Here is a 19,423-nt window from a genome sequence, read left to right on the forward strand (position 1 = left end):
CTGCCGTCGGACGTTTGCTGCAGAGTGGCCCTCAGGAAACCTGGGACTACTTGGCGTTGGCACTCACTGACTGCTTGGGATCGAAGCTTGCAGCGGCGGCGGATCCGGGCTGGCCGGCGCCTGGAGTGGCGCCAGGCGTGCTGGGTGCGCCGGAAGCGGCCGGCTTGGGCGCCGGTGTGGCAGCTGCCACGAAGGCACCGCGGGGGTTGTCGAGATCAATCAGCTGGGTGGTATCGCGGCCCATGAAGAAGGCCAGGATCCAACCGAAGATGACGCGGATCTTGCGCTCCACCGTGGGCATGGCCAGCCCATGGTAGCCGCGGTGCGCCAGCCAGGCGAGGCCGCCCTTGAGTCCGATGCTGCCAACCAGATTAATGTTGGCAACGCCCTTCCATTCGCCGAAGCCGGCAACGGCCCCCAGGTTCTTGTGCTTGTAGTCCTTGAGCGGCTTGTCCCAGCGGGAAGCCCACAGATTCTTGGCGAGGCGCTTGGCCTGGCGGAGTGCGTGCTGTGCATTCGGGACACAGGTCCCGTCCGGCAACCCGCCGCCCGCGAGGTCAGGAACGGCTGCGATGTCGCCGGCAGCCCATGCGTTCTCGATGATGCCCTCATCTCCGGCGATGCGCAGATCCGTGAGGACACGTACGCGGCCACGCGGCTCCAGTGGGAAGTCCGACGAGCGGATCATCGGGTTTGCCTGCACACCGGCAGTCCAAACCAGGGTGTCTGCCTCGAACTCCTGGGCAAGGGACTTATCCGGGAGGTTGATGAGTTTGAGGGAGCCCTCGGCGCTGTCCAGGGAGGTGTTCAGCAGGACCTCGATGCCGCGGCTGCGCAGGTGCTCCACAACCCACTCCGCCTGTTTGGCGGTGACCTCGGGCATGATGCGCCCCATGGCCTCGACCAGAACGAAGCGGACTTCCTCCTGCTTGATGCGCGGGTTGTTCCTGACGGCAGCGCGGGCGAGGTCTTCCATCTCCGTGATGCATTCGATGCCGGCAAAGCCGCCGCCGACCACTACGAAGGTGAGGGCCTTGGCACGTGCCGCGGGATCGGAAATAGTGGACGCAGCTTCAATGCGCTCCAGCACCTTATTGCGCAGGGCTACGGCTTCCTCAATGGTCTTGAGGCCGATGCCCTTGTCTGCCAGTCCCTTGATGGGGAAGGTGCGGGTGATGGCGCCTGCGGCTACCACGATGTCAAAGTAGGGGACTTCGATGTTCTCGCCGCCGGCCGCAGGGGCCACGACGGCGGTGCGGTTGGCGTGATCGATGGAGGTGACGCTGCCCTGGATGAGCTCGGTCTGCTTGAGGTGCTGGCGGTGGGAGACCACTGCGTGGCGGGCCTCGATGTTGCCGCCCGCAACTTCCGGCAGGAACGGCTGGTAGGTCATGTAGGGCAGTGGATCAACGAGGGTGACAATGCCACCGGCATTCGCGATCTTCTTCTGCAATTTAAGTGCTACGTACAGGCCGACGTACCCGCCGCCTACGACGAGTACCCGGGGACGGTCCTGGAGCTCAAGGGTGGTTGCCATGATTTAAGAGTACATTACTTTGTGAAAATCTTCACTAGCTAGCTTTACCGCCTGAATCCACGGTATTCAGCACTCCGGTATCCGGTTCTTCCCCTGCGAGCCGGGGGTTCCGGGCAGCCTTGCGCAACTGGAACACGGCTGCCGCAATGATCGCCGCGAACAGCGCCGCAAAGCCAATAACGACGGCGGCGCCCAGGGCAGAGTCTCGCTGCGACGGTGCCTTCGCCGCCGGCACAGTGGCTTCCGGGAGCGTCGGGACGGCGCTTGGCAACTCACTGGTGGGAACCGGCGCGGGCGAGCCCAGGTTCCCACGGCGGTGCACCCTGATCCACTCCGAGATGGAGCCAAGCGGGTTGCCCGCCGTCTCGGGCACGGGGTCCTTCAGGGCAGCTTCAGCATTGAGTACCCCGAAGCCGTAGAGCGGGTCTTTGCCCGGCGCGCCCGTGTCCTTTGCGGTGCTGACGATCCGGTTGATGACCTGCTCGGCGCTCATGTCCGGCCACTTGGAACGGATGAGGGCCGCAACGCCCGCAACGATAGGAGTGGCTCCCGAAGTGCCCGCCCACTCTGCATAGCCGCCGCCGGGCATTCCGCCGAGCAGGTTCTCCGCGGGGGCCGCTACGCCGATACTGATTCCCTGCGAGGACGAGTCGTTGCTCGCAACCCCTTTCCGGTCCAGGCCTGCAACGGTGAGAACGCCCGGGATGGTGGCCGGGGCACCCACCTGGATATTGCCGCCTACCCGGTTTCCGGCCGCGGCGACAATCACCACGTCCTTCTGCTCCGCATACAGGAAGGCTGCATCCCAGCTTTGGGGCCACTGCGGGGTGGTGCTGCCCAACGAAATGTTGATCACCTTGGCGCCGTTGTCCACGGCCCAGCGGACAGCTTCCGGGATCTGGTCCTGGTCGGTTTTGCCGGCGGGATTCGCCGAACCCAGCCACGTGGAGACGGACAGGATCTGCGCCTCCGGGGCCACGCCTACAATGCCGTCCGGACCTGTGCTGGATGCATTGGGGCTGGGAGAGGCCTTGGCATCCGCCGGCTGGTGGCCGCGGCCGGCCAGCATGGTGGCCACCAGTGTCCCGTGTTCCGGCTTGCCTCCGATGCTCTTCTGTCCATCCGGGTCTCCGGCACCTGAGACGTCGTAGCCGCCCACCACGGCGCCCTTGAGATCGGGGTGGGCGGCGTCCACACCGCTGTCGATCACGGCAACTTTCACTCCGGCACCTTTGGAGACCTGCCACGCCTTGGTAATGCCGGACTCTGCGAGCCAGTATTCTTTGTCCCGCCAGGAGTCGGCTTGTGCCGCGGGTGCCGCCACAAGGCCGGCGGCCATACTGCCGCCGGCAAGGATCATCGCCACAAGAGCGGAGGCGGTCCGGCGGAACCGGGCTGTTGCTCTGGTCATTTGGGGTCCCCCATGGTCGGTTAGCTGATACTCAAGGCAATGCCGTCAAGGATGTCGTGTTCACTGGCGGTGGCCGCGACGACGCGGCCCGCGGTGAGCTCATTAAGCCGCTCCAGGATGCGGCGCCACACCAGACCGCCGGCACCGATCACGTCCACCCTGCCAGGATGCATGTACGGCAGATCCGCGCGTCCGGCCCTGCTCATTTCCAGCAGGTCCGTGGCCGCCCCCCGGATCGCATCGATGGACAGCTCGGTACCGTGTATCGCTGCCGGCGAATACTCCGGAAGGCGCAGCGCGTGGGCGGTGATGGTGGTGACGGATCCCGCTACCCCGACGACGGCGGTGGCGCGCTCCAGCGGAACGTCCAGTCCCGCACGGGTGATGGCGGCGTCGACGTCGGCCTCTGCGGCGGCGATCTGTTCGGCTGTTGGCGGGTCGTTCCGGAGGTGCCGCTCGGTCAATCGGACGCATCCCACGTCAACGGATTTGGCCGCTGTCACGCCGTCCGCCGTGCCGAGGACAAATTCCGTGCTCCCGCCGCCCAGGTCGACCACCAGCACCTGGTCGCCGTCGAGGATCGGCAGGACGCTACTGGCGCCGGCGAAGGACAGCGCCGCTTCCTCGTCACCGGAGATGACTTCGGGTTCAACTCCGAGGAGCCCTCGGATCCCATCCACAAAGACCTGGCGGTTGCGCGCGTCCCTGCTGGCCGAGGTGGCCACAAAGCGCACGGCTCCGGCACCATGTTCACGGATCAGCCGCGCGTAGTCGGCAGTGGCTGTGAAAGTGCGTTCCAGCGCTTCGGGAGCCAGTTCGCCGGTGGCATCCACACCCTGGCCCAGCCGTACTACGCGCATTTCCCGGACCACGTCGGTGAGCTTCACTGTTCCGTTGCTGCGTTCGATATCGGCGATCAGCAGGCGGATGGAGTTGGTGCCGCAGTCAATGGCGGCAACACGGGTCACGTGCCGCCCCCTGCCGTGTCCGCGGCTTTGCGGACCGGGGCGGGACGGCCCACGATTTCCGGCAGGCCCTGTGGCCCGTGGCGGCTCAGGTCCCTGGACGGAGCGTCCCCCGTGGTGTCCCAGGCGCCGTCGCAATAGCAGCGGTCGGCTGTCCACCATTCGCTGATACCGGCGATTGCCTCATCCCCCAAGGGATTTACCCCTGGCCCGGCGGCCAGCGAGTGTCCCACAAGGACGTGCAGGCATTTGACCCGGGTGGGCATGCCGCCGGCGGAAACGCCGTCAATCTCGGGGACGGGGCCGATGGCCGAACGTTCACCGATGGCCCACCGCGCTGCCAGGTAGTGGTCGTGCGCCGAACGGTAGGCGGCGGCAAGATGTTCGTCGGCAGCCAGGCGTTCGTTCATGTCATTCATGAGTCCGGCCGCCTCCAGGCGGGAGACCGCTGAGGTGATGACGGGGTGCGTCAGGTAGAAAGTGGTGGGAAAAGGCGTGCCGTTGCTCAGTCGCGGCGCCGTGGCGGCCACGAGCGGGTTGCCGCAGACGCAACGCGCCGGGATTTCCACCACATCGCGGACCGGCCGTCCCAGTTGCCTGCTCAGTACTTCGAGATCATGTGCCGATGGCTGACGGGAATCTTCCGGCGCAGTTGTGTTTTCTTCCACTGGCGCGGGCCATCCTTCCTCTAGCGGTTCAGTCTGTGGCCGCACGCCTGATGGACTCCCACAGGGAATCCACCCACGGCAGATCGGCGGGGTCTTGTGCTGCTGTGCCGGTCTGGCTACTGCTTGTTCCGGCCGGCAGGTCGCTGCCGAATACCCAGTAGCCTGTTTCACCCGGCATAACCATGTTAATGCGGTCGCGGGCCTGCTGCTTCACATAGTTAGGGTCCTTCCAGCGCGAGACCTGCTGCCGGAGGCTGTCCTGCTCGGCCTGGCTGGCAGCGATATCGGCGTTGAGGGCAGCAATCTCCGCCCTTTTATCGAAGAAAATCTTCACCGTGGGCGCCAGCATGATGGTGATGGCAATCATCACCACTGCCAAGGCCAGCATGCGGCCGGAAAACGCCTTGGCCGGTACCGGCTGGGCCTCATCCTCTGCTTCGCTGCCCGTGGAGCGGCCTTCCGTCCGGGCCGCCCCTGCGGCGCCCCCGCTCCCGGCTTTGGTATTATCCCGGGTGAGGCCATCCCGGGTGCCGGAGGCTGTGCCCTTCGGGATTGCGCTCCTCCCCGAAGCGGCTCTTTCCCGTACGGCTTTGTCCTTGGCCGTCTTTTCCTTCGAACCGCCGAAATCGGCAAGGATGACGTCCGCGTTGTCGGCGGTTTCCTTCGATGGGTCGGTTTTGGCTGGATGCCTGGAAGCGGCCCTGGGAACTTTTGGACGGCGGGTAGCCATGACACTCCTGAAACGTTCGGCCGCCTGTGGCCGCAACTGTCTGGGCTGAAACTAACCAGGCTGAAACAAAGACCGGTGGCTATGGTATTTCAACCATAGCCACCGGTCAGCGGTTTAAGCGGCTACTAGCCCTTGAAACGCGGGAAGGCGCTGCGGCCGGCGTACCGTGCGGCGTCGTCGAGTTCCTCTTCGATGCGCAGCAGCTGGTTGTACTTGGCAACACGTTCGGACCGGGCCGGGGCGCCGGTCTTGATCTGGCCGGCGTTGGTGGCAACGGAGATGTCGGCGATGGTGGTGTCCTCGGTCTCGCCGGAACGGTGCGAGGTGATGGTGGTGTAACCGGCGCGCTGCGCCAGGCTGACAGCATCCAGCGTCTCGGTCAGGGAACCGATCTGGTTGACCTTCACGAGCAGCGAGTTGGCGGTCTTCGTCTCGATGCCGCGCTGCAGGATGGAGGGGTTGGTCACGAAGAGATCGTCGCCGACCAGCTGCACCTTGTCACCGATGGTGTCGGTGAGGGTCTTCCAGCCGTCCCAGTCGTTCTCGTCCAGCGGGTCCTCGATGGAAACCAGCGGGTAGTCGGCAACGAGCTCGGCGTAGTAGGCGCTCATCTCGGTGGCGCTGAGTGCCTTGCCTTCGAACTGGTAAGCGCCGTCCTTGAAGAACTCGGAGGAGGCAACGTCCAGGGCCAGGGCGATGTCCGTGCCCGGCGTGTAGCCGGCGTTCTTGATGGCTTCCTGGATCAGGTCCAGGGCGGCACGGTTTGACGGCAGGTTCGGCGCGAAGCCGCCTTCGTCGCCGAGGCCGGTGGACAGACCCTTTTCCTGGAGCACGGCCTTGAGCGCGTGGTAGACCTCAACGCCCCAGCGGAGGCCCTCGGAGAAGGTTTCGGCACCCAGCGGGACAACCATGAATTCCTGGATGTCGACGTCGGAGTCGGCGTGCGAGCCACCGTTGAGGATGTTCATCAGCGGCACAGGCAGCACGTGGGCGTTTGGGCCGCCCAAGTACTTGTACAGCGGCAGGTCTGCGGAAGCGGCGGCTGCGTTCGCCACGGCCAGGGAAACACCCAGGATGGCGTTCGCGCCGAGCTTGCCCTTGTTGGCCGTGCCGTCCAGGTCGATCATGGCCTGGTCGATGCTGCGCTGGTCAGTGGCGTCGAAGCCGGTCAGGGCGGGAGCGATCTGGTCGATGACTGCGTCAACGGCCTTCTGGACACCCTTGCCGAGGTAACGGCCCTTGTCCCCGTCGCGAAGCTCAACGGCCTCGTGCTCACCGGTGGAGGCACCGGAGGGAACTGCCGCGCGGCCGATCTGGCCATCGGAGAGCAGGACTTCAACTTCAACGGTCGGGTTGCCACGGGAATCGAGGATCTCGCGGGCGTGGATGGCATCGATAAGCGCCATGAATATGCTCCTTATGGTGAAGCGATTTACTGGGAAACTAGCGGAAAGACTCGACGTCCTCGTCAGGGACTAGCGTAGTCGAGAGTGGTACAGGTTACGGAAACCTATCCATCCCCCGGACGTCATGATGGTAATGGGCACTACTTCTCGTGCTGCTCAGCGTATGACTCCTGGTAGCGCCGGACGGCGCCCCGCAGGGCGCGTTCGGCGTCGAATCCTTTGACCCGTGCAGATCCGACGACGGCGAACAGCAGCCCGCCCAACTCCTCCTCAGTAGCTGGAACAGGTATTTCCGGTGGAAGAACGAACCCGGCACGTTCGGCCCGGTCAAGCGACTTCTGTGCGCGGGCCAGGGCGGGCAGTGCATCCGGGATCCCTTCGAAAGGGTTCTTGCGTTCCGGACGTTCTGCCCTTTTGACGGCGTCCCATTTCTGCACGATTTCCTCCACCGTGGCAGGGAAGCTCTCCTGCAGCGACCCGTCCGGCCGGAACACGTGCGGGTTACGGCGGACCATCTTGGCGCTCAGGCCGCGGGCCACGTCGTCGAATGCGAACGCTCCGCGCTCCTCGGCGAGCCGGGCATGCAGCACTACCTGGAGGAGCACGTCACCCAGCTCGCCCTGGAGTTCGGCTTCGTCAGCTCCGGCCTCTATGGTTTCGGCCACTTCATAGGCCTCCTCGAGGAGGTACTCCACGAGGGACGCATGGGTGAGGGCACCCATCCAGGGACAGTGCTCACGAAGCGCGGCGACGACGGCCACCAGCTCCCCCACTGGAGAGTGCACGGCGTCGGCAGGGAGTTCGTTAGCCAAGATTGGCATAGACGTCGTTGATGTACTCCACCAGTGCTTCCTTTTCCTCAAGCGGCAGGAAGGATGCCTCGGCGGCATTGAGTGTGAGCTCAAGCAGGTCATCCAGATCGTAGTCGAACGTCTCCACGAGGAGTTCGAACTCGTCCGTCAGGGTGACCCCGCTCATCAGCCGGTTGTCGGTGTTGATGGTGACGTTGAAGCCCAACTGGTAGAGCATGTCCAGCGGGTGGCTTTCGATGCCCTCGCCGAACCCTGCAATGGCGCCGGTCTGGAGGTTCGAGGAGGGGCAGATCTCCAGGGCGATGCCGCGGTCCCGGATCCAGCTGGAAAGATCACCCAGCGTGACCAGCCCGATGCTCTCCTCCCCGCCTTCGGCACCGGCGATGTCGTCTTCGTCGTCGAATTCCACCGTGATGTCCTCGGCGATCCGGACCCCGTGGCCCAGGCGCAGCGCGCGCCCGTCCACCAGCGCGGACTGGATGCTCTCCAGTCCGGCGGCCTCGCCGGCGTGGACCGTGGCCGGGAAATTGTGCTGCGCCAGGTACGTGAAGGCCTCCTTGAAACGGGCAGGCAGGAAGCCGTCTTCCGCTCCGGCGATATCGAAGCCCACGGCGCCGTTGTTGCGGTGGCGGACAGCGAGTTCCGCGATCTCCTGGCCACGGTCGGCATGCCGCATGGCAGTGATCAGCTGACCCACCTGGATATCGCGGCCGCTTTCAGCCACGGCGTCCACGCCAGCGTCGAGGCCTTCCTGTACAGCCTCCACTGCCTCATCCAGGGAGAGGCCCTTCTGGAGGTGCTGCTCAGGCGCCCAGCGCACTTCGCCGTACACTACGCCGTCGTCCGCCAGGTCCTCCACGAATTCCTTGGCGACGCGGGACAGTCCTTCTTTGGTCTGCATGACCGCAACGGTGTGGTCGAAGGTCTCCAGGTAGCGGACCAAGGATCCGGAGTCAGCGGACTCGCGGAACCATTCCCCGAGGGCCACCGGATCGGTGGAGGGAAGGGTATGTCCAGCGGCCTCGGCCAGCTCGATAATGGTGGCCGGACGGAGACCCCCATCCAGATGGTCGTGGAGGGAAACCTTGGGCAGGCTCTTCAGGTCGAAGTCGAGGGCAGGGGCAGCGTCAACAATAGGCTCAGTCACCATCCAACCTTAGGGTCGGCACGCGCCTGACGCCAGCCGCTACTTTGCGCCGGGCTCCACGGCATCCCCGGCAGCGGAGGCAAGGATGGGTGCCGGGCCGGATCCCTTGACGGACGCCCCTGCTGGGCCGCCGTCGAGCCACTCATCCACCACCTCGGCGTCATTGCGGGCAAGGTGCTTGTGCCACCAGCGCAAGAGGTGGTCGATGAGGATTCCCAGCACGATGGCGAACACCACGGCGATGCCCGCACTCAGCAGCGGGTTATGGTGCAGCCAGGGAAACGAGCTGGCAAGGATGCCGATTCCGATCGAGTACCCCACCCACGTGATGCACGCGAAGGCGTCCAGCAGGAAGAACCGGCGGTGGGCAAACCCGGTGGAGCCGGCCACATAGTTCACGGCAACACGGCCCCACGGGATATAGCGTGCGGTGAAAATAAGGACGGCGCCGCGCTTTTCGAGTTCGTACCGAGCCCAGCCAAAAGCTTTCTGGACCTTTGGGCGGCGCATCCATTTCCAGCGCTCCAGGCCGATTCTGCGGCCCAGGAGGAAGGCCATGTTGTCCCCGGCGATCGCGCCGGTCAGTGCAGTTCCACCCAGGATCCAGAGGTTGGGCTCGCCGCTGTGCCGCGAAAATGCCGCCAGCGCGACGATGAGCGTCTCGCTGGGCACCACCATGGCGAAGCCGTCCACAAAGAAAAACACGAGCAGGACGGGGTAAATCCACCACTGGCCCGCTGCATGGAGCACGGCCTCATTAATAAACTCCACGCGGGTCTTGCTCCTAGACGAAAAATGACGCAGCCAAAAAGTGACGGAAATCGCTATCAGTGTCCCACGGCCAAGGCGTCGTTCGCTACGCCCCAGCCCTGGGAACACTCTCTCAACGCTAGCCCGTCAAGTGGCCCAGGGCGTCGTCCTGCGGAGTGATATCCCGCCTCCCTCACCGTCCACCCATGGGTGGAGACTAGGACTCTGGCTCCTTCATCCGCTCCACCACCGGCACCTTGCCCCGCACACGGTTGATGACCAGGTCCACCACGATTCCAAGAGCCACAGCACAGACGATCGCGATGGCCGCGCCCAGGAGATGGTTGTTCTCGAACCACTGGCCAAAGAACAGGCCGATCCCCACCGAGTAGGCGGCCCACAGGGTGGCGGAAAGGACCGTCAGCCCCACGAAACGGAGGTGCGGATAGTGGCTTACCCCCGCGGTGAGGTTAACGGCGACCCTGCCGATCGGGATGAACCGCGCCACCAGGATCAGCGACGCCGGCCGTTTCCGCAGTTCCTGCCCCGCCCACCGGAACGCGCTCTGCATGCGGGGGCCGCGCATCCAGTGCCAGCGGCGGGTGCCCACCCTGCGGCCGATCAGGTAGGCGATGTTGTCGCCTGAGAAGGCGCCCAGCGCTGCGACCAGCATCAGGAGCCATGGGTTCGGAACATCCGCAGTGGCGGCGACTGCGGCCAGCCCCACCACCACTGATTCACTGGGTATGGGCGGAAAGAACCCGTCAATGATGCAGCAGGCCAGCACAAGGAAAAGCACCCAGGGCTGCCCGGCGGCAGCGAGGATGAAATCGTTGATGGCCTGCATCGTCCTATGCTATTCGGTCGATGATGAGTTGCTGGGCCGACCGGGAACCTTCGGGCGCGATCACCACGGCGTGCTCCAGCGATTCCTTGGCACGCGCGAACTTCTCCGGAGTGTCCGTCAGCAAGGTCATCAGTGGTTCACCTGCGCGGACCACGGCGCCAGGCTTTGCATGCATCCGGATGCCGGCACCAGCCTGGACCGTGTCTTCTTTTCGGGCACGGCCTGCGCCCAGGCGCCATGCCGCGACCCCCACCGCCAGGGCGTCGAGTTCGACCAGCACGCCGTCAGCCGGCGCATAGATGACTTCGGATTCCTTGGCCACCGGCAGCTTGGCCCGCGGATCGCCGCCCTGCGCCTCGATCATCCGGTTCCAGACGTCCATGGCCCGTCCATCCTTCAAAGCGGCCCGGGGATCAGCATCGTGGACGCCCGCGCAGGCCAGCATTTCCTCGGCCAGCCGCACCGTCAGCTCCACCACGTCGTCAGGGCCCCCGCCGGCCAGGACCTCCACGGATTCCTCCACCTCGATCGCGTTGCCGGCAGTGAGCCCCAACGGCGTGCTCATGTTGGTCAGCAGCGCCACAGTGTTGACCCCCGCGTCCTTGCCCAGGGCCACCATGGTTTCGGCCAGCTCGCGCGCCTGCGCCTCGTCTTTCATAAAGGCACCGCTCCCCACTTTGACGTCCAGGACCAGCGAGCCGGTTCCTTCGGCGATCTTCTTACTCATGATCGACGAGGCGATAAGCGGAATGGCCTCCACCGTTCCGGTGACATCACGCAGGGCGTAGAGCTTCTTGTCAGCAGGGGCCAGCCCGGCTCCTGCTGCGCAGATCACGGCACCCACGTCCTGCAGCTGCGCCATCATTTCGTCGTTGCTCAACGCTGCCCGCCAGCCCGGGATTGACTCCAGCTTGTCCAGGGTCCCGCCGGTATGGCCCAGTCCGCGGCCGGACAGCTGCGGCACTGCGACGCCGAACACCGCCACCAGCGGCGCGAGCGGGAGAGTGATCTTGTCCCCCACTCCCCCGGTGGAGTGTTTATCGCTGGTGGCCTTCACGCCGCCGTCGGGCCGCCGGAGGCTGGAGAAGTCCATCCGCTCCCCGGAGGCGATCATGGCGGCGGTCCAGCGCGAGATCTCGCTCCGGTCCATGCCGTTCAACAGGATGGCCATGTTGAGGGCAGCCATTTGCTCGTCCGCAATGACGCCGCGGGTATAGGCGTCGATTGTCCAGTCGATCTGCCGGGAACTCAGTACGCCCTTGTCCCGCTTGGTGCGGATGATGTCGACGGCGTCGAAAGCTTCGGTCTTGTTCTTAGTTTGCGTCACCGGGGTTCCTCCAGGTGTTGGGGACCAAATGCATCAGGAAGCACCTGGTCCATCGACTTGATGCCCTGCGTGGTCATCAGCTCCATTCCGGGAGCGCGGAATTCGTAAAGCAGTTGGCGGCACCGGCCACACGGCATCAGCACGTTGCCAGCGGCGTCCACACAGTAGAACGCACGCAGCAGTCCGCCGCCGGTCATGTGGAGGTTGCCTACCAGCGCGCATTCGGCACAGAGGGTCAGGCCGTAGCTGGCATTCTCCACGTTGCAGCCGCTGACTATCCGCCCGTCGTCGGTGAGGGCTGCGGCACCCACAGGGAATTTCGAGTACGGCGCATAGGCGTTCTTCATGGCGTCCACCGCGGCCGCTTCGAGTGCCTGCCAGTCAACGGTGGCCGGCCCTGCCGTGGCCCCGCTCCCTTTCACGGCAGTCACCCCTTGACGTACGGGATGCCGCTGGCGGCCGGCGGCCTGGAACGTCCCACCAGCCCGGCGACGGCGAAGACGGTCACCAGATACGGCAGCATGGCCATGAACTGGCTGGGCACCGGAGTTCCGATGATGGTCACGATGCTCTGGAGATTGTCCGCGAAGCCGAACAGGAGGGCGGCAAAGAAGGCACCGATGGGGTTCCACCGGCCGAAGATCAGTGCGGCCAGGGCGATGAACCCGCGTCCGCCGGAGATTTCCTTGGTGAAGCTGTCGATCGCCACCAGGGTGAAGAATGATCCGCCAATACCGGCGATAGCGCCGCCGAGGGTGACGTTCCAGAAGCGGGTTGCGTTGACCTTGATGCCCATGGTGTCGGCGGCCTGCGGGTGTTCGCCCACGGCGCGGACCCGGAGGCCCCATTTGGTCTTGAAAAGGCCCACCCACACGACGATGACGGCGACGTACATCAGGTAGCCCACCAGAGACTGCTTGAACAGGATGGGACCGATGATGGGGATGCCGGACAGAACCGGGATTTCGATGTTGTCCAGACCCGGCGGCGAGTTGAACTGCGCCTTGTTGGCCTGCATGACGGTACTGAACAGGAAGCCTGTGAGGCCGGAAACCAGGACGTTGAGGACTACGCCCACAATGATCTGGTTGACCAGGTATTTGATGCTGAAGAATGCCAGGACCATGGAGACGACGGCACCGGCTGCCGCGGCTGCCAGCAGGCCAAGGAGAGGGCTCCTGGTCATGGTTGCCACAATGGCCGCGGTAAAGGCACCCCCCAGGAGTTGCCCTTCGATGGCGATGTTCACGACGCCGACACGCTCACACAGGACACCTGAGAGGGATCCAAAGACCAGCGGCACGGCAAGCGTGACGGATCCGGCGATGAGGCCTGCCAGCGAGATGCTGGGAGTGCGCGCTCCGCCAACAACCCAGATCAGGAACGCTGCTGCAAAAAGGACAGTGAAGGCAATTGGCAACCAGGCGGGTGCAGACTGCTCCTTCATTTTGAGGAAGATTGCATAGGCTGCGAGTCCCAGCAGGACCAGGGAAAGCACCATGCCGCCGAGGAACGCGGGCACTTCAAGGGCGGGGAGCTGAAAGAAATCGCTGCCGGTGGAAATGCCGAACTTCGCGGTCTGGTTCGGTCCCATGAGGCCAAAGACGATGAACGCGACAAGTCCGAGGGCGCCGAGCATTACCGGGGTCTTCCAGGTGGCCGGTTTGGCCGAAACTGCCAGGGACTGGTCCGCAGCCTGTGGGGTTCCCGGCTGCCGCTTTCCCGGCAGGGGCGACGTTGCTGTTGTGCTCATGCTGCACCTCCGGTGGCTGCTGCCTGCTGGGACTTTCCGGTTTTCGCCGGCTTTTTGCGCCGCGGATTCAGCCCGAAGACCGCCCGTACCAGTGGCGGGGCCGCGATGAAAAGCACGATCAGTGACTGGACGACGAGGACGATGTCGATGGGGGTGCCGGTCTGGATCTGCATTTGGACGGCCCCGGCGCGGAAGGCGCCGAACAAGAGGCCGGCTGCGAAGGTGCCCCACGGCGTCGAGCGTCCCAGCAGCGCCACGGTGATGGCGTCAAAGCCGTATGTTGCGGCTACGCCGTCCGTGAGGACTTTTTCCGTCCCCGCGACTTGGGCCACGCCTGACATTCCGGCGAGGGCGCCTGCCATGGCCATCACCAGGATGGTGGACCGGGATACATTGATGCCCGCTGTCTGGGCCGCCTTGGGGTTGGCCCCGACAGCCCGGAATTCGAAGCCGACCGTGGACCGGTTGAGCAGCCACCAGACCAGGACCGTAGCGGCGATGGCCAGGATGAAGCCCAGGTGCAGCCGGTACTGTGAGCCGAGAATCTGCGGGTACACGGCCGTGGGGTCCAGGATGGGGGAGATCGGGTTGGACTCCCCCGGCCGTTGGAAGGCCGGAGTGTTCAGCAGGTATCCCAGGAAGTACAGCGCCACGTAGTTGAACATGATGGTCACGATGACCTCGTGGGCGCCTGTCTGTGCTTTAAGGAGCCCGACGAGCCCGCCCCAAAGCGCGCCCCCGACGATGCCGGCCAGGAGGACCAGCAGCAGATGCAGTCCAACAGGCAGGTGCAGTGCAAAACCCACCCAGGCGGCGAGGATGCCCGCCATGATGATCTGCCCTTGGGCGCCGATGTTAAAGAGGCCCGCGCGGAAGGCCAGCGCCACGCCCAGACCGGCGGTGATCAGTGGCGTCGCTATGGTCAGGGTTTCCATCAGCGGGGCGAACTGGAGAGCCAGGCCGGAGGCCCGCGGGTTGAAGACCGCCCCTTGTAACAGGGCGATATAGGAGCCGGTAGCCGCGCTCCAGACAGCGGAGAGGAAGTCAGTGGGCCGGGCGAGCAGATAAGAGGAGGTTGCGGCCACCCGCTCGTCGGTGCTGGCGATCAGCAGGCCGCCGATGACGAGGGCCAGCAGCACAGCCAGGACCGAAACCATGCCGCTGCCCGTGAAGATCCTCCGGGCCAGGGAGTCCGGACCGCCGGGCAGTTTGCCGCTCTGCGCGGTGGCCGGAACCGCGGAGGGCTCCTTGGCTCCACCTGCAGTATCCAGTGCCACCACCGCGGCTGTTTCTTCGGCTGCAGGGCTGGCTTCATGGGGTTTTTCTGCATGCTGCCCGGCAACGTGTTTGTGGGGATGCTTGTCAGTCATGATCGCCTCCTTCGGCGGTGGAGGCTTGTGCGGTCCCACGGATGTCCGATTCTGTCCGCCTCTTGTCAGCGGGCGACTTCTCCGCCGGCGCAGCGTCCGTCCGCGCAGCGTCCGTCCGGGCGGCGTCCTCCGGCGAGATCCCGGCCATCATGAGGCCAAGGACGTCCCGGCCGGTTCCGGCCGGGACGATGCCCACCAGCTTTCCCTTGTACAGCACGGCAATGCGGTCAGCGAGTTCCATGACCTCATCCAGCTCGGTGGAGATGATCATGACCGGCGTCCCCTGGTCGCGTTCAGCCACAATCCGCTTGTGCAGGAATTCGATGGACCCGACATCGACGCCCCGGGTGGGCTGCGACGCGATGAAGAGCCGCAGCGGCCGGGACAGCTCCCGGGCCATGACCACTTTCTGCTGGTTGCCTCCGGACAGCGTCCCTGCGGCCAGGGATCCCGACGGTGTGCGGACATCGAACTCGCCAATCCTTGTCTTCGCGTTCTCGAGGACCTTCGCCGGGCTCATGCTGATCCCCTTGGCGAACGGGGGCTGGTCGTAGCGGTCCAGGATGAGGTTTTCGGCGATGGAGAACGTGCCGATCAGCCCGTCCACTGACCGGTCCTCGGGAACAAAGCCCACACCGGAGTTCAGGATGTCCTTGACGCTCCGGCCCAGGATCTCTTCGCCGTCGAGCATGATCGAGCCGTGAACCCGTTCCTGGAGGCCAAGGATCGCCTCGGTCAGCTCGGTCTGCCCGTTCCCCTGTACCCCTGCCACGGCAAGAATCTCGCCGCGCGCAATATCGAAGCTGAGGCCGTCCACCACGTGTTGGCCGCTCGGGGCGATGACGGTGAGGTCCTTAACCTGGAATGTCTTCTCCTGGGGTATTGCAGGAGCCTTTTTTAGGGTGAGGCTGACGGCCCGGCCCACCATCATCGATGCCAGTTCCGACGTCGAGGCCGCGGGCTGGGCGGTACCCACCACCTTGCCCCGCCGGATCACGGTGATGGTGTCTGACACAGCCTTGACCTCACGCAGCTTGTGCGAGATAAATACGATCGAGGTTCCGTTGCTCTTGAGCTGGCGCATGATGTCCAGCAGCTCATCGGTGTCCTGGGGCGTCAGCACCGCCGTCGGCTCATCGAGGATAAGGACGCGGGCGTCGCGAACCAGCGCCTTGATGATTTCCACCCGCTGCTGTACCCCTACGGGAAGGTCCTCCACCAGGGCGTCGGGGTCGACGTCGAACCCGTAGCGGTCGGAAATCTCGTTGATTTTTCGCCGGGTGTCATCCAGGTTCAGGAAGCCGCCGGCTTTGGTGGACTCGGCCCCGAGGGCAACGTTCTCGGCAACGGTAAATACGGGAACGAGCATGAAGTGCTGATGCACCATGCCGATGCCGGCGGCCATGGCGTCGCCGGGGCCGCGGAAGGAAACTGGTTTCCCATCGATGAGGATTTCGCCCTCGGTGGGCTCGTAGAGCCCGTACAGCACATTCATCAGGGTGGACTTGCCGGCCCCGTTCTCCCCCAGCAAACAGTGGATCTGTCCGGGTTCAACCACCACATCGATGTGATCGTTGGCGAGCAGGGAGCCGAAGCGTTTAGTGATCCCTCTGAGTTCAAGTTTCAAAACTCTGACCAATCTCGAAGCGTCCGTATACCGACTGGACGAGGTATGTGGCTGCAGCACCAGCCTAGTGCGTGCAGTCTTGGATGGCGGTCTCGCCGGTCCGTAAAACTCCAACGAAAAGCGCCACCCCCGGCCAGTGGAAGACCATCCGGGGGCGGCGCTTGGCCAGGATGCCTAAGCCTTGGGGCTTACCGGCGACTCGACCTTCAGCTTGCCGTCGATGATGTCCTTCTTGATCTGTTCCAGTTCGGACTTCACTTCCACAGGGACCTGGGAGTCGAAGTTGTGGAAGGGTGCCAGCTGGACGCCGTCGTTCGCCAGCGTGCCCACGTAGGGCGTATTGGTGAACTTGCCGTCTTTGTCGTCCTTAACCACTGCTTCAACGGCTTCGCCCATCAGCTTCATGACTGAGGTCAGCATGATGTCCTTGTACTCCGGTGCGGTCAGGAAGCCGTCGGAGTCAACCCAGATGAGCTTGACGTCTTTACCCGCCGCTTTCGCCTCCATGAGGGCTGCGCCGGCGCCTGCACCCACCGGGCCCGCGACGGGCATGACGATGTCCGCACCCTGGTCCAGGAAGTTCTGGGTGAGCTGCTTTCCGACGTCCTGCCTGACGAAGTCGCCGGTGAAGCTGCCGTCCTGGGCCGCCTTGTCCCAGCCAAGGACCTTGATGTCCTTACCCTTCTGCTCGTTGTAGTACTTCACGCCATCGACGTAGCCGTCCATAAAGATCGTGACGGTACGGATCTTCATGCCGCCGAAGGTGGCCACAGTTCCGGTCTTGGTGCTGGCTGCAGCGAGGTAGCCGGCCAGGAACGCGGCCGGGGCGGTGTCGTAGACGATCGGCTTGACGTTGCTGAGTGGCGGGTCGTAACTGTAGTCAATGATGGCGAAGTGGTTGTTCGGGTTGGCCGTGGCCTGGGCCTCGGTGGCGTCACCGAGCAGGAAGCCCACCGTCAGGGTGAGGTCGCAGTTGGCGGCGACCATGGCACGCAGGTTCGGCTCAAAGTCATTGTTGGTCTTGGATTCGACCTGGTTGACTTTGATGCCCAGCTCGGCCTGTGCCTTCTTCAGTCCCTCATACGAGGACTGGTTGAAGGACTGGTCATCGAATCCGCCGGAGTCCGAGACGATGCAGCCGGTGTAGTCGCTGGCCGTCGCGGTCGGGCTGCCGGCTTCGGGAGGCGCACCGCAACCGGACAGCAGGAGAGCGGCCGCACCCGCAGTGGCCACGCCGGCCATTGAACCGCGCTTGAAATGGGCACGCAGTGAGTTCTTCAATTTTCCTCCAGGATGAAGAGAGTGGCGCTACGACTCGAATTCAATGAGTGTCCGTTTCTGCACTGAAATTCTGTTTTCACTGAGGGCTTCGCAGCACTGCGCCGAAGCGCACTTATGGAATTAACATTAGTGTCCTGCGACACGTCCGGATGATGCTCAGCGCCGGATCCTGAGGATTGTTGGGAACTTGTTACCAATCAGTAGGCCGCGGCCGGCTGACCGCCCCGACCAGCCACTATCCCTCCCCAGCCAGGCGCGAACGAACACTTGTGCCCCTGTTTTTGGGACCTCAAGGGTTCGTTCCCGCTGTTCCTTCACGCGGCTGGCTTGGTTAGAGCCGCACCAGCATTTTGCCCGTGTTTGCACCGTCCAGGAGGTCCATAAACGCCTGCGGTGCGTTCTCAAGTCCGTCCACCACCGTCTCGTCATAGCGGACCGAACCGTCGCCGAGCCAGGTCGACATCCTTTCTGCAAACTCCACACTGTGCTGGCGCTGGCCCCCCACCAGGAAGCCGCGAAGGGTCAGCTGCTTGCCGATCGCCAGCATGAGGTTCCGCGGCGCGGGCGTTGCCTCGGTGGCGTTGTACTGGGAGATGGCACCGCACATGGCCACCCGGCCGCCCACGTTAAGTTCGGCGAGGGCCGCCTCGAGGTGGTCACCGCCCACGTTGTCGAAGTAGACGTCGATCCCGTTGCCGCCGGCAGCAGCCTTGAGCTGATCCCTGACCGGGGCGTCGCGGTAGTTGAAGGCAGCATCGAAGCCAAGCTCCAGCAGCCGGGCCACTTTCCCGGGTGTTCCGGCACTGCCAATCACGCGGGACGCACCCATGGCCTTGGCAATCTGGCCCACCAGCGAGCCCACGGCACCAGCCGCGCCGGAGACAAACACAGCATCGCCCGGCTTGAACTCTGCAACCTTGAGCAGCCCGGCGTAAGCCGTCAACCCGGTCATGCCCATCGCCCCCAGGAATGCAGATGCCGGCGCAAGGTCCGTCCGGGCAACCGTGGTGGCGCTGGCATCCAGGACGGCGAATTCGCGCCAGCCGAGTTGATGGACGACGGCGTCCCCCACCTTGCGTCCGTCGGCCCTGGACGCGATGACCTCACCCAGGGCCCCGCCGTCGAGCGCTGCATCCAGCGCAAACGGCGCTGAGTAGGACTTGACGTCGTTCATGCGTCCCCGCATGTACGGGTCAACGGAGATATAGCGGTTGCGGACCAGGATCTGGCCCTCCGCGAGTTCGGGCAGTGTCGACTCGGCCAGCCGGAAGTTCTCCGGGGCCGGACGCCCTGCGGGGCGGGACGCGAGGCGGATCTCGCGGGTTGACGTTGGCAGTGCGGCAGTTGTGCTCATGCTGCGAACTCCAGGATCTTGATGTCAACTGCGATGTTGCCGCGCGTCGCGTTGGAGTAGGGGCAGATCCGGTGTGCTTTGGCCACCAGGGCTTCCGCAGTGGCAAGGTCCAGGGCGGGGACGGCGATCTCAAGTTCAGCGGCAAGTCCGTAGCCTTCACCGCCATCCAGGGCGCCGAAGTGGATGCGGGCAGCGACGGCCGAGTCTGTGAGGTCGGCGCCTTCCTTGCGCCCGACGAGGCGAAGGGCGGAGTGGAAGCAGGCTGCGTAGCCGGCAGCAAAGAGCTGCTCCGGGTTGGTGCCCTGGCCGTCGCCGCCCAGCTCCACCGGGCTGGCGAGGGAGACATCCAGCTTTCCATCCTGGGTGCGCGCATTGCCGTCACGGCCTTCGCCGGATGCCAGTGCCTCGGCAGTATAAAGAGTCTTCACGGTGTGTCCT

18 protein-coding genes are annotated in these 19,423 nt (G+C 64.6%); all 18 read right to left on the reverse strand.

Features of this window, described 5'->3' with window-relative positions:
• Positions 1-46: 46 nt before the first annotated feature.
• A complete protein-coding gene (locus tag QFZ30_RS14345) occupies positions 47-1,537 on the reverse strand; it encodes an NAD(P)/FAD-dependent oxidoreductase (protein ID WP_307077284.1) in 1,491 nt (496 codons plus the stop codon).
• A gap of 34 nt (positions 1,538-1,571) precedes the next feature.
• The gene (locus tag QFZ30_RS14350; RefSeq protein WP_307077285.1) at positions 1,572-2,948 is read right to left on the reverse strand and encodes a S8 family serine peptidase; all 1,377 of its coding nucleotides are present in this window, start codon (positions 2,946-2,948) and stop codon (positions 1,572-1,574) included.
• 20 nt (positions 2,949-2,968) lie between these two features.
• Positions 2,969-3,916 carry a Ppx/GppA phosphatase family protein gene (locus QFZ30_RS14355; RefSeq protein ID WP_307077287.1) on the reverse strand — a complete coding sequence of 316 codons (948 nt, stop codon included), beginning with the start codon at positions 3,914-3,916 and terminating at the stop codon, positions 2,969-2,971.
• On the reverse strand, positions 3,913-4,581 hold the full coding sequence (locus tag QFZ30_RS14360; protein ID WP_307077289.1) for a DUF501 domain-containing protein: 669 nt from the start codon (positions 4,579-4,581) through the stop codon (positions 3,913-3,915). The genes QFZ30_RS14355 and QFZ30_RS14360 overlap by 4 nt, the downstream gene beginning before the upstream one ends.
• A 28-nt stretch (positions 4,582-4,609) precedes the next feature.
• The gene (locus QFZ30_RS14365) at positions 4,610-5,311 is read right to left on the reverse strand and encodes an FtsB family cell division protein (RefSeq protein ID WP_307077291.1); all 702 of its coding nucleotides are present in this window, start codon (positions 5,309-5,311) and stop codon (positions 4,610-4,612) included.
• 125 nt (positions 5,312-5,436) lie between these two features.
• Positions 5,437-6,717 carry a phosphopyruvate hydratase gene (eno, locus tag QFZ30_RS14370; protein WP_306905149.1) on the reverse strand — a complete coding sequence of 427 codons (1,281 nt, stop codon included), beginning with the start codon at positions 6,715-6,717 and terminating at the stop codon, positions 5,437-5,439.
• Between the two features lie 140 nt (positions 6,718-6,857).
• Positions 6,858-7,439 (reverse strand): MazG nucleotide pyrophosphohydrolase domain-containing protein, encoded by a 582-nt coding sequence (locus tag QFZ30_RS14375; RefSeq protein WP_307080281.1) that lies wholly within the window; start codon positions 7,437-7,439, stop codon positions 6,858-6,860.
• A gap of 82 nt (positions 7,440-7,521) precedes the next feature.
• The gene (locus QFZ30_RS14380; protein ID WP_307077293.1) at positions 7,522-8,676 is read right to left on the reverse strand and encodes an adenosine deaminase; all 1,155 of its coding nucleotides are present in this window, start codon (positions 8,674-8,676) and stop codon (positions 7,522-7,524) included.
• A gap of 39 nt (positions 8,677-8,715) precedes the next feature.
• Positions 8,716-9,447, reverse strand: coding sequence for a DedA family protein (locus tag QFZ30_RS14385; protein WP_307077295.1), 732 nt, complete (start codon positions 9,445-9,447; stop codon positions 8,716-8,718).
• A 196-nt stretch (positions 9,448-9,643) separates the two neighbouring features.
• The gene (locus QFZ30_RS14390; protein WP_307077297.1) at positions 9,644-10,273 is read right to left on the reverse strand and encodes a DedA family protein; all 630 of its coding nucleotides are present in this window, start codon (positions 10,271-10,273) and stop codon (positions 9,644-9,646) included.
• A 4-nt stretch (positions 10,274-10,277) separates the two neighbouring features.
• Positions 10,278-11,600 carry a thymidine phosphorylase gene (locus QFZ30_RS14395; RefSeq protein WP_307077298.1) on the reverse strand — a complete coding sequence of 441 codons (1,323 nt, stop codon included), beginning with the start codon at positions 11,598-11,600 and terminating at the stop codon, positions 10,278-10,280.
• On the reverse strand, positions 11,597-12,022 hold the full coding sequence (locus QFZ30_RS14400) for a cytidine deaminase (protein WP_307077301.1): 426 nt from the start codon (positions 12,020-12,022) through the stop codon (positions 11,597-11,599). The genes QFZ30_RS14395 and QFZ30_RS14400 overlap by 4 nt, the downstream gene beginning before the upstream one ends.
• A 5-nt stretch (positions 12,023-12,027) precedes the next feature.
• Positions 12,028-13,353, reverse strand: a complete 1,326-nt coding sequence (locus QFZ30_RS14405; RefSeq protein ID WP_307077303.1) for an ABC transporter permease — start codon at positions 13,351-13,353, stop codon at positions 12,028-12,030.
• A complete protein-coding gene (locus tag QFZ30_RS14410; protein ID WP_307077306.1) occupies positions 13,350-14,723 on the reverse strand; it encodes an ABC transporter permease in 1,374 nt (457 codons plus the stop codon). The genes QFZ30_RS14405 and QFZ30_RS14410 overlap by 4 nt, the downstream gene beginning before the upstream one ends.
• Complete coding sequence (locus QFZ30_RS14415) at positions 14,716-16,350, reverse strand: ABC transporter ATP-binding protein (protein WP_307077308.1); 1,635 nt, start codon at positions 16,348-16,350, stop codon at positions 14,716-14,718. Before QFZ30_RS14415 ends, QFZ30_RS14410 begins: the two co-directional genes overlap by 8 nt.
• 174 nt (positions 16,351-16,524) lie before the next feature.
• A complete protein-coding gene (locus tag QFZ30_RS14420) occupies positions 16,525-17,631 on the reverse strand; it encodes a BMP family lipoprotein (RefSeq protein WP_444875972.1) in 1,107 nt (368 codons plus the stop codon).
• A gap of 331 nt (positions 17,632-17,962) precedes the next feature.
• Positions 17,963-18,985 carry an NADP-dependent oxidoreductase gene (locus tag QFZ30_RS14425; RefSeq protein WP_307077310.1) on the reverse strand — a complete coding sequence of 341 codons (1,023 nt, stop codon included), beginning with the start codon at positions 18,983-18,985 and terminating at the stop codon, positions 17,963-17,965.
• Positions 18,982-19,413, reverse strand: a complete 432-nt coding sequence (locus QFZ30_RS14430) for an organic hydroperoxide resistance protein (RefSeq protein WP_307077312.1) — start codon at positions 19,411-19,413, stop codon at positions 18,982-18,984. Before QFZ30_RS14430 ends, QFZ30_RS14425 begins: the two co-directional genes overlap by 4 nt.
• Positions 19,414-19,423 lie beyond the last annotated feature (10 nt).

It is taken from the genome of Arthrobacter pascens (assembly GCF_030815585.1).
In the GTDB taxonomy this organism is placed as follows: domain Bacteria; phylum Actinomycetota; class Actinomycetes; order Actinomycetales; family Micrococcaceae; genus Arthrobacter; species Arthrobacter pascens_A.

Bases quoted from the DNA above. Each gene is read 5' to 3' on its own strand.
- QFZ30_RS14425 (WP_307077310.1), bottom strand. From the start codon at position 18,985: ATGAGCACAACTGCCGCACTGCCAACGTCAACCCGCGAGATCCGCCTC.
- QFZ30_RS14345 (WP_307077284.1), bottom strand. From the start codon at position 1,537: ATGGCAACCACCCTTGAGCTCCAGGACCGTCCCCGGGTACTCGTCGTA.
- eno (WP_306905149.1), bottom strand. From the start codon at position 6,717: ATGGCGCTTATCGATGCCATCCACGCCCGCGAGATCCTCGATTCCCGT.
- QFZ30_RS14390 (WP_307077297.1), bottom strand. From the start codon at position 10,273: ATGCAGGCCATCAACGATTTCATCCTCGCTGCCGCCGGGCAGCCCTGG.
- QFZ30_RS14375 (WP_307080281.1), bottom strand. From the start codon at position 7,439: ATGGGTGCCCTCACCCATGCGTCCCTCGTGGAGTACCTCCTCGAGGAG.
- QFZ30_RS14405 (WP_307077303.1), bottom strand. From the start codon at position 13,353: ATGAGCACAACAGCAACGTCGCCCCTGCCGGGAAAGCGGCAGCCGGGA.
- QFZ30_RS14365 (WP_307077291.1), bottom strand. From the start codon at position 5,311: ATGGCTACCCGCCGTCCAAAAGTTCCCAGGGCCGCTTCCAGGCATCCA.
- QFZ30_RS14410 (WP_307077306.1), bottom strand. From the start codon at position 14,723: ATGACTGACAAGCATCCCCACAAACACGTTGCCGGGCAGCATGCAGAA.
- QFZ30_RS14350 (WP_307077285.1), bottom strand. From the start codon at position 2,948: ATGACCAGAGCAACAGCCCGGTTCCGCCGGACCGCCTCCGCTCTTGTG.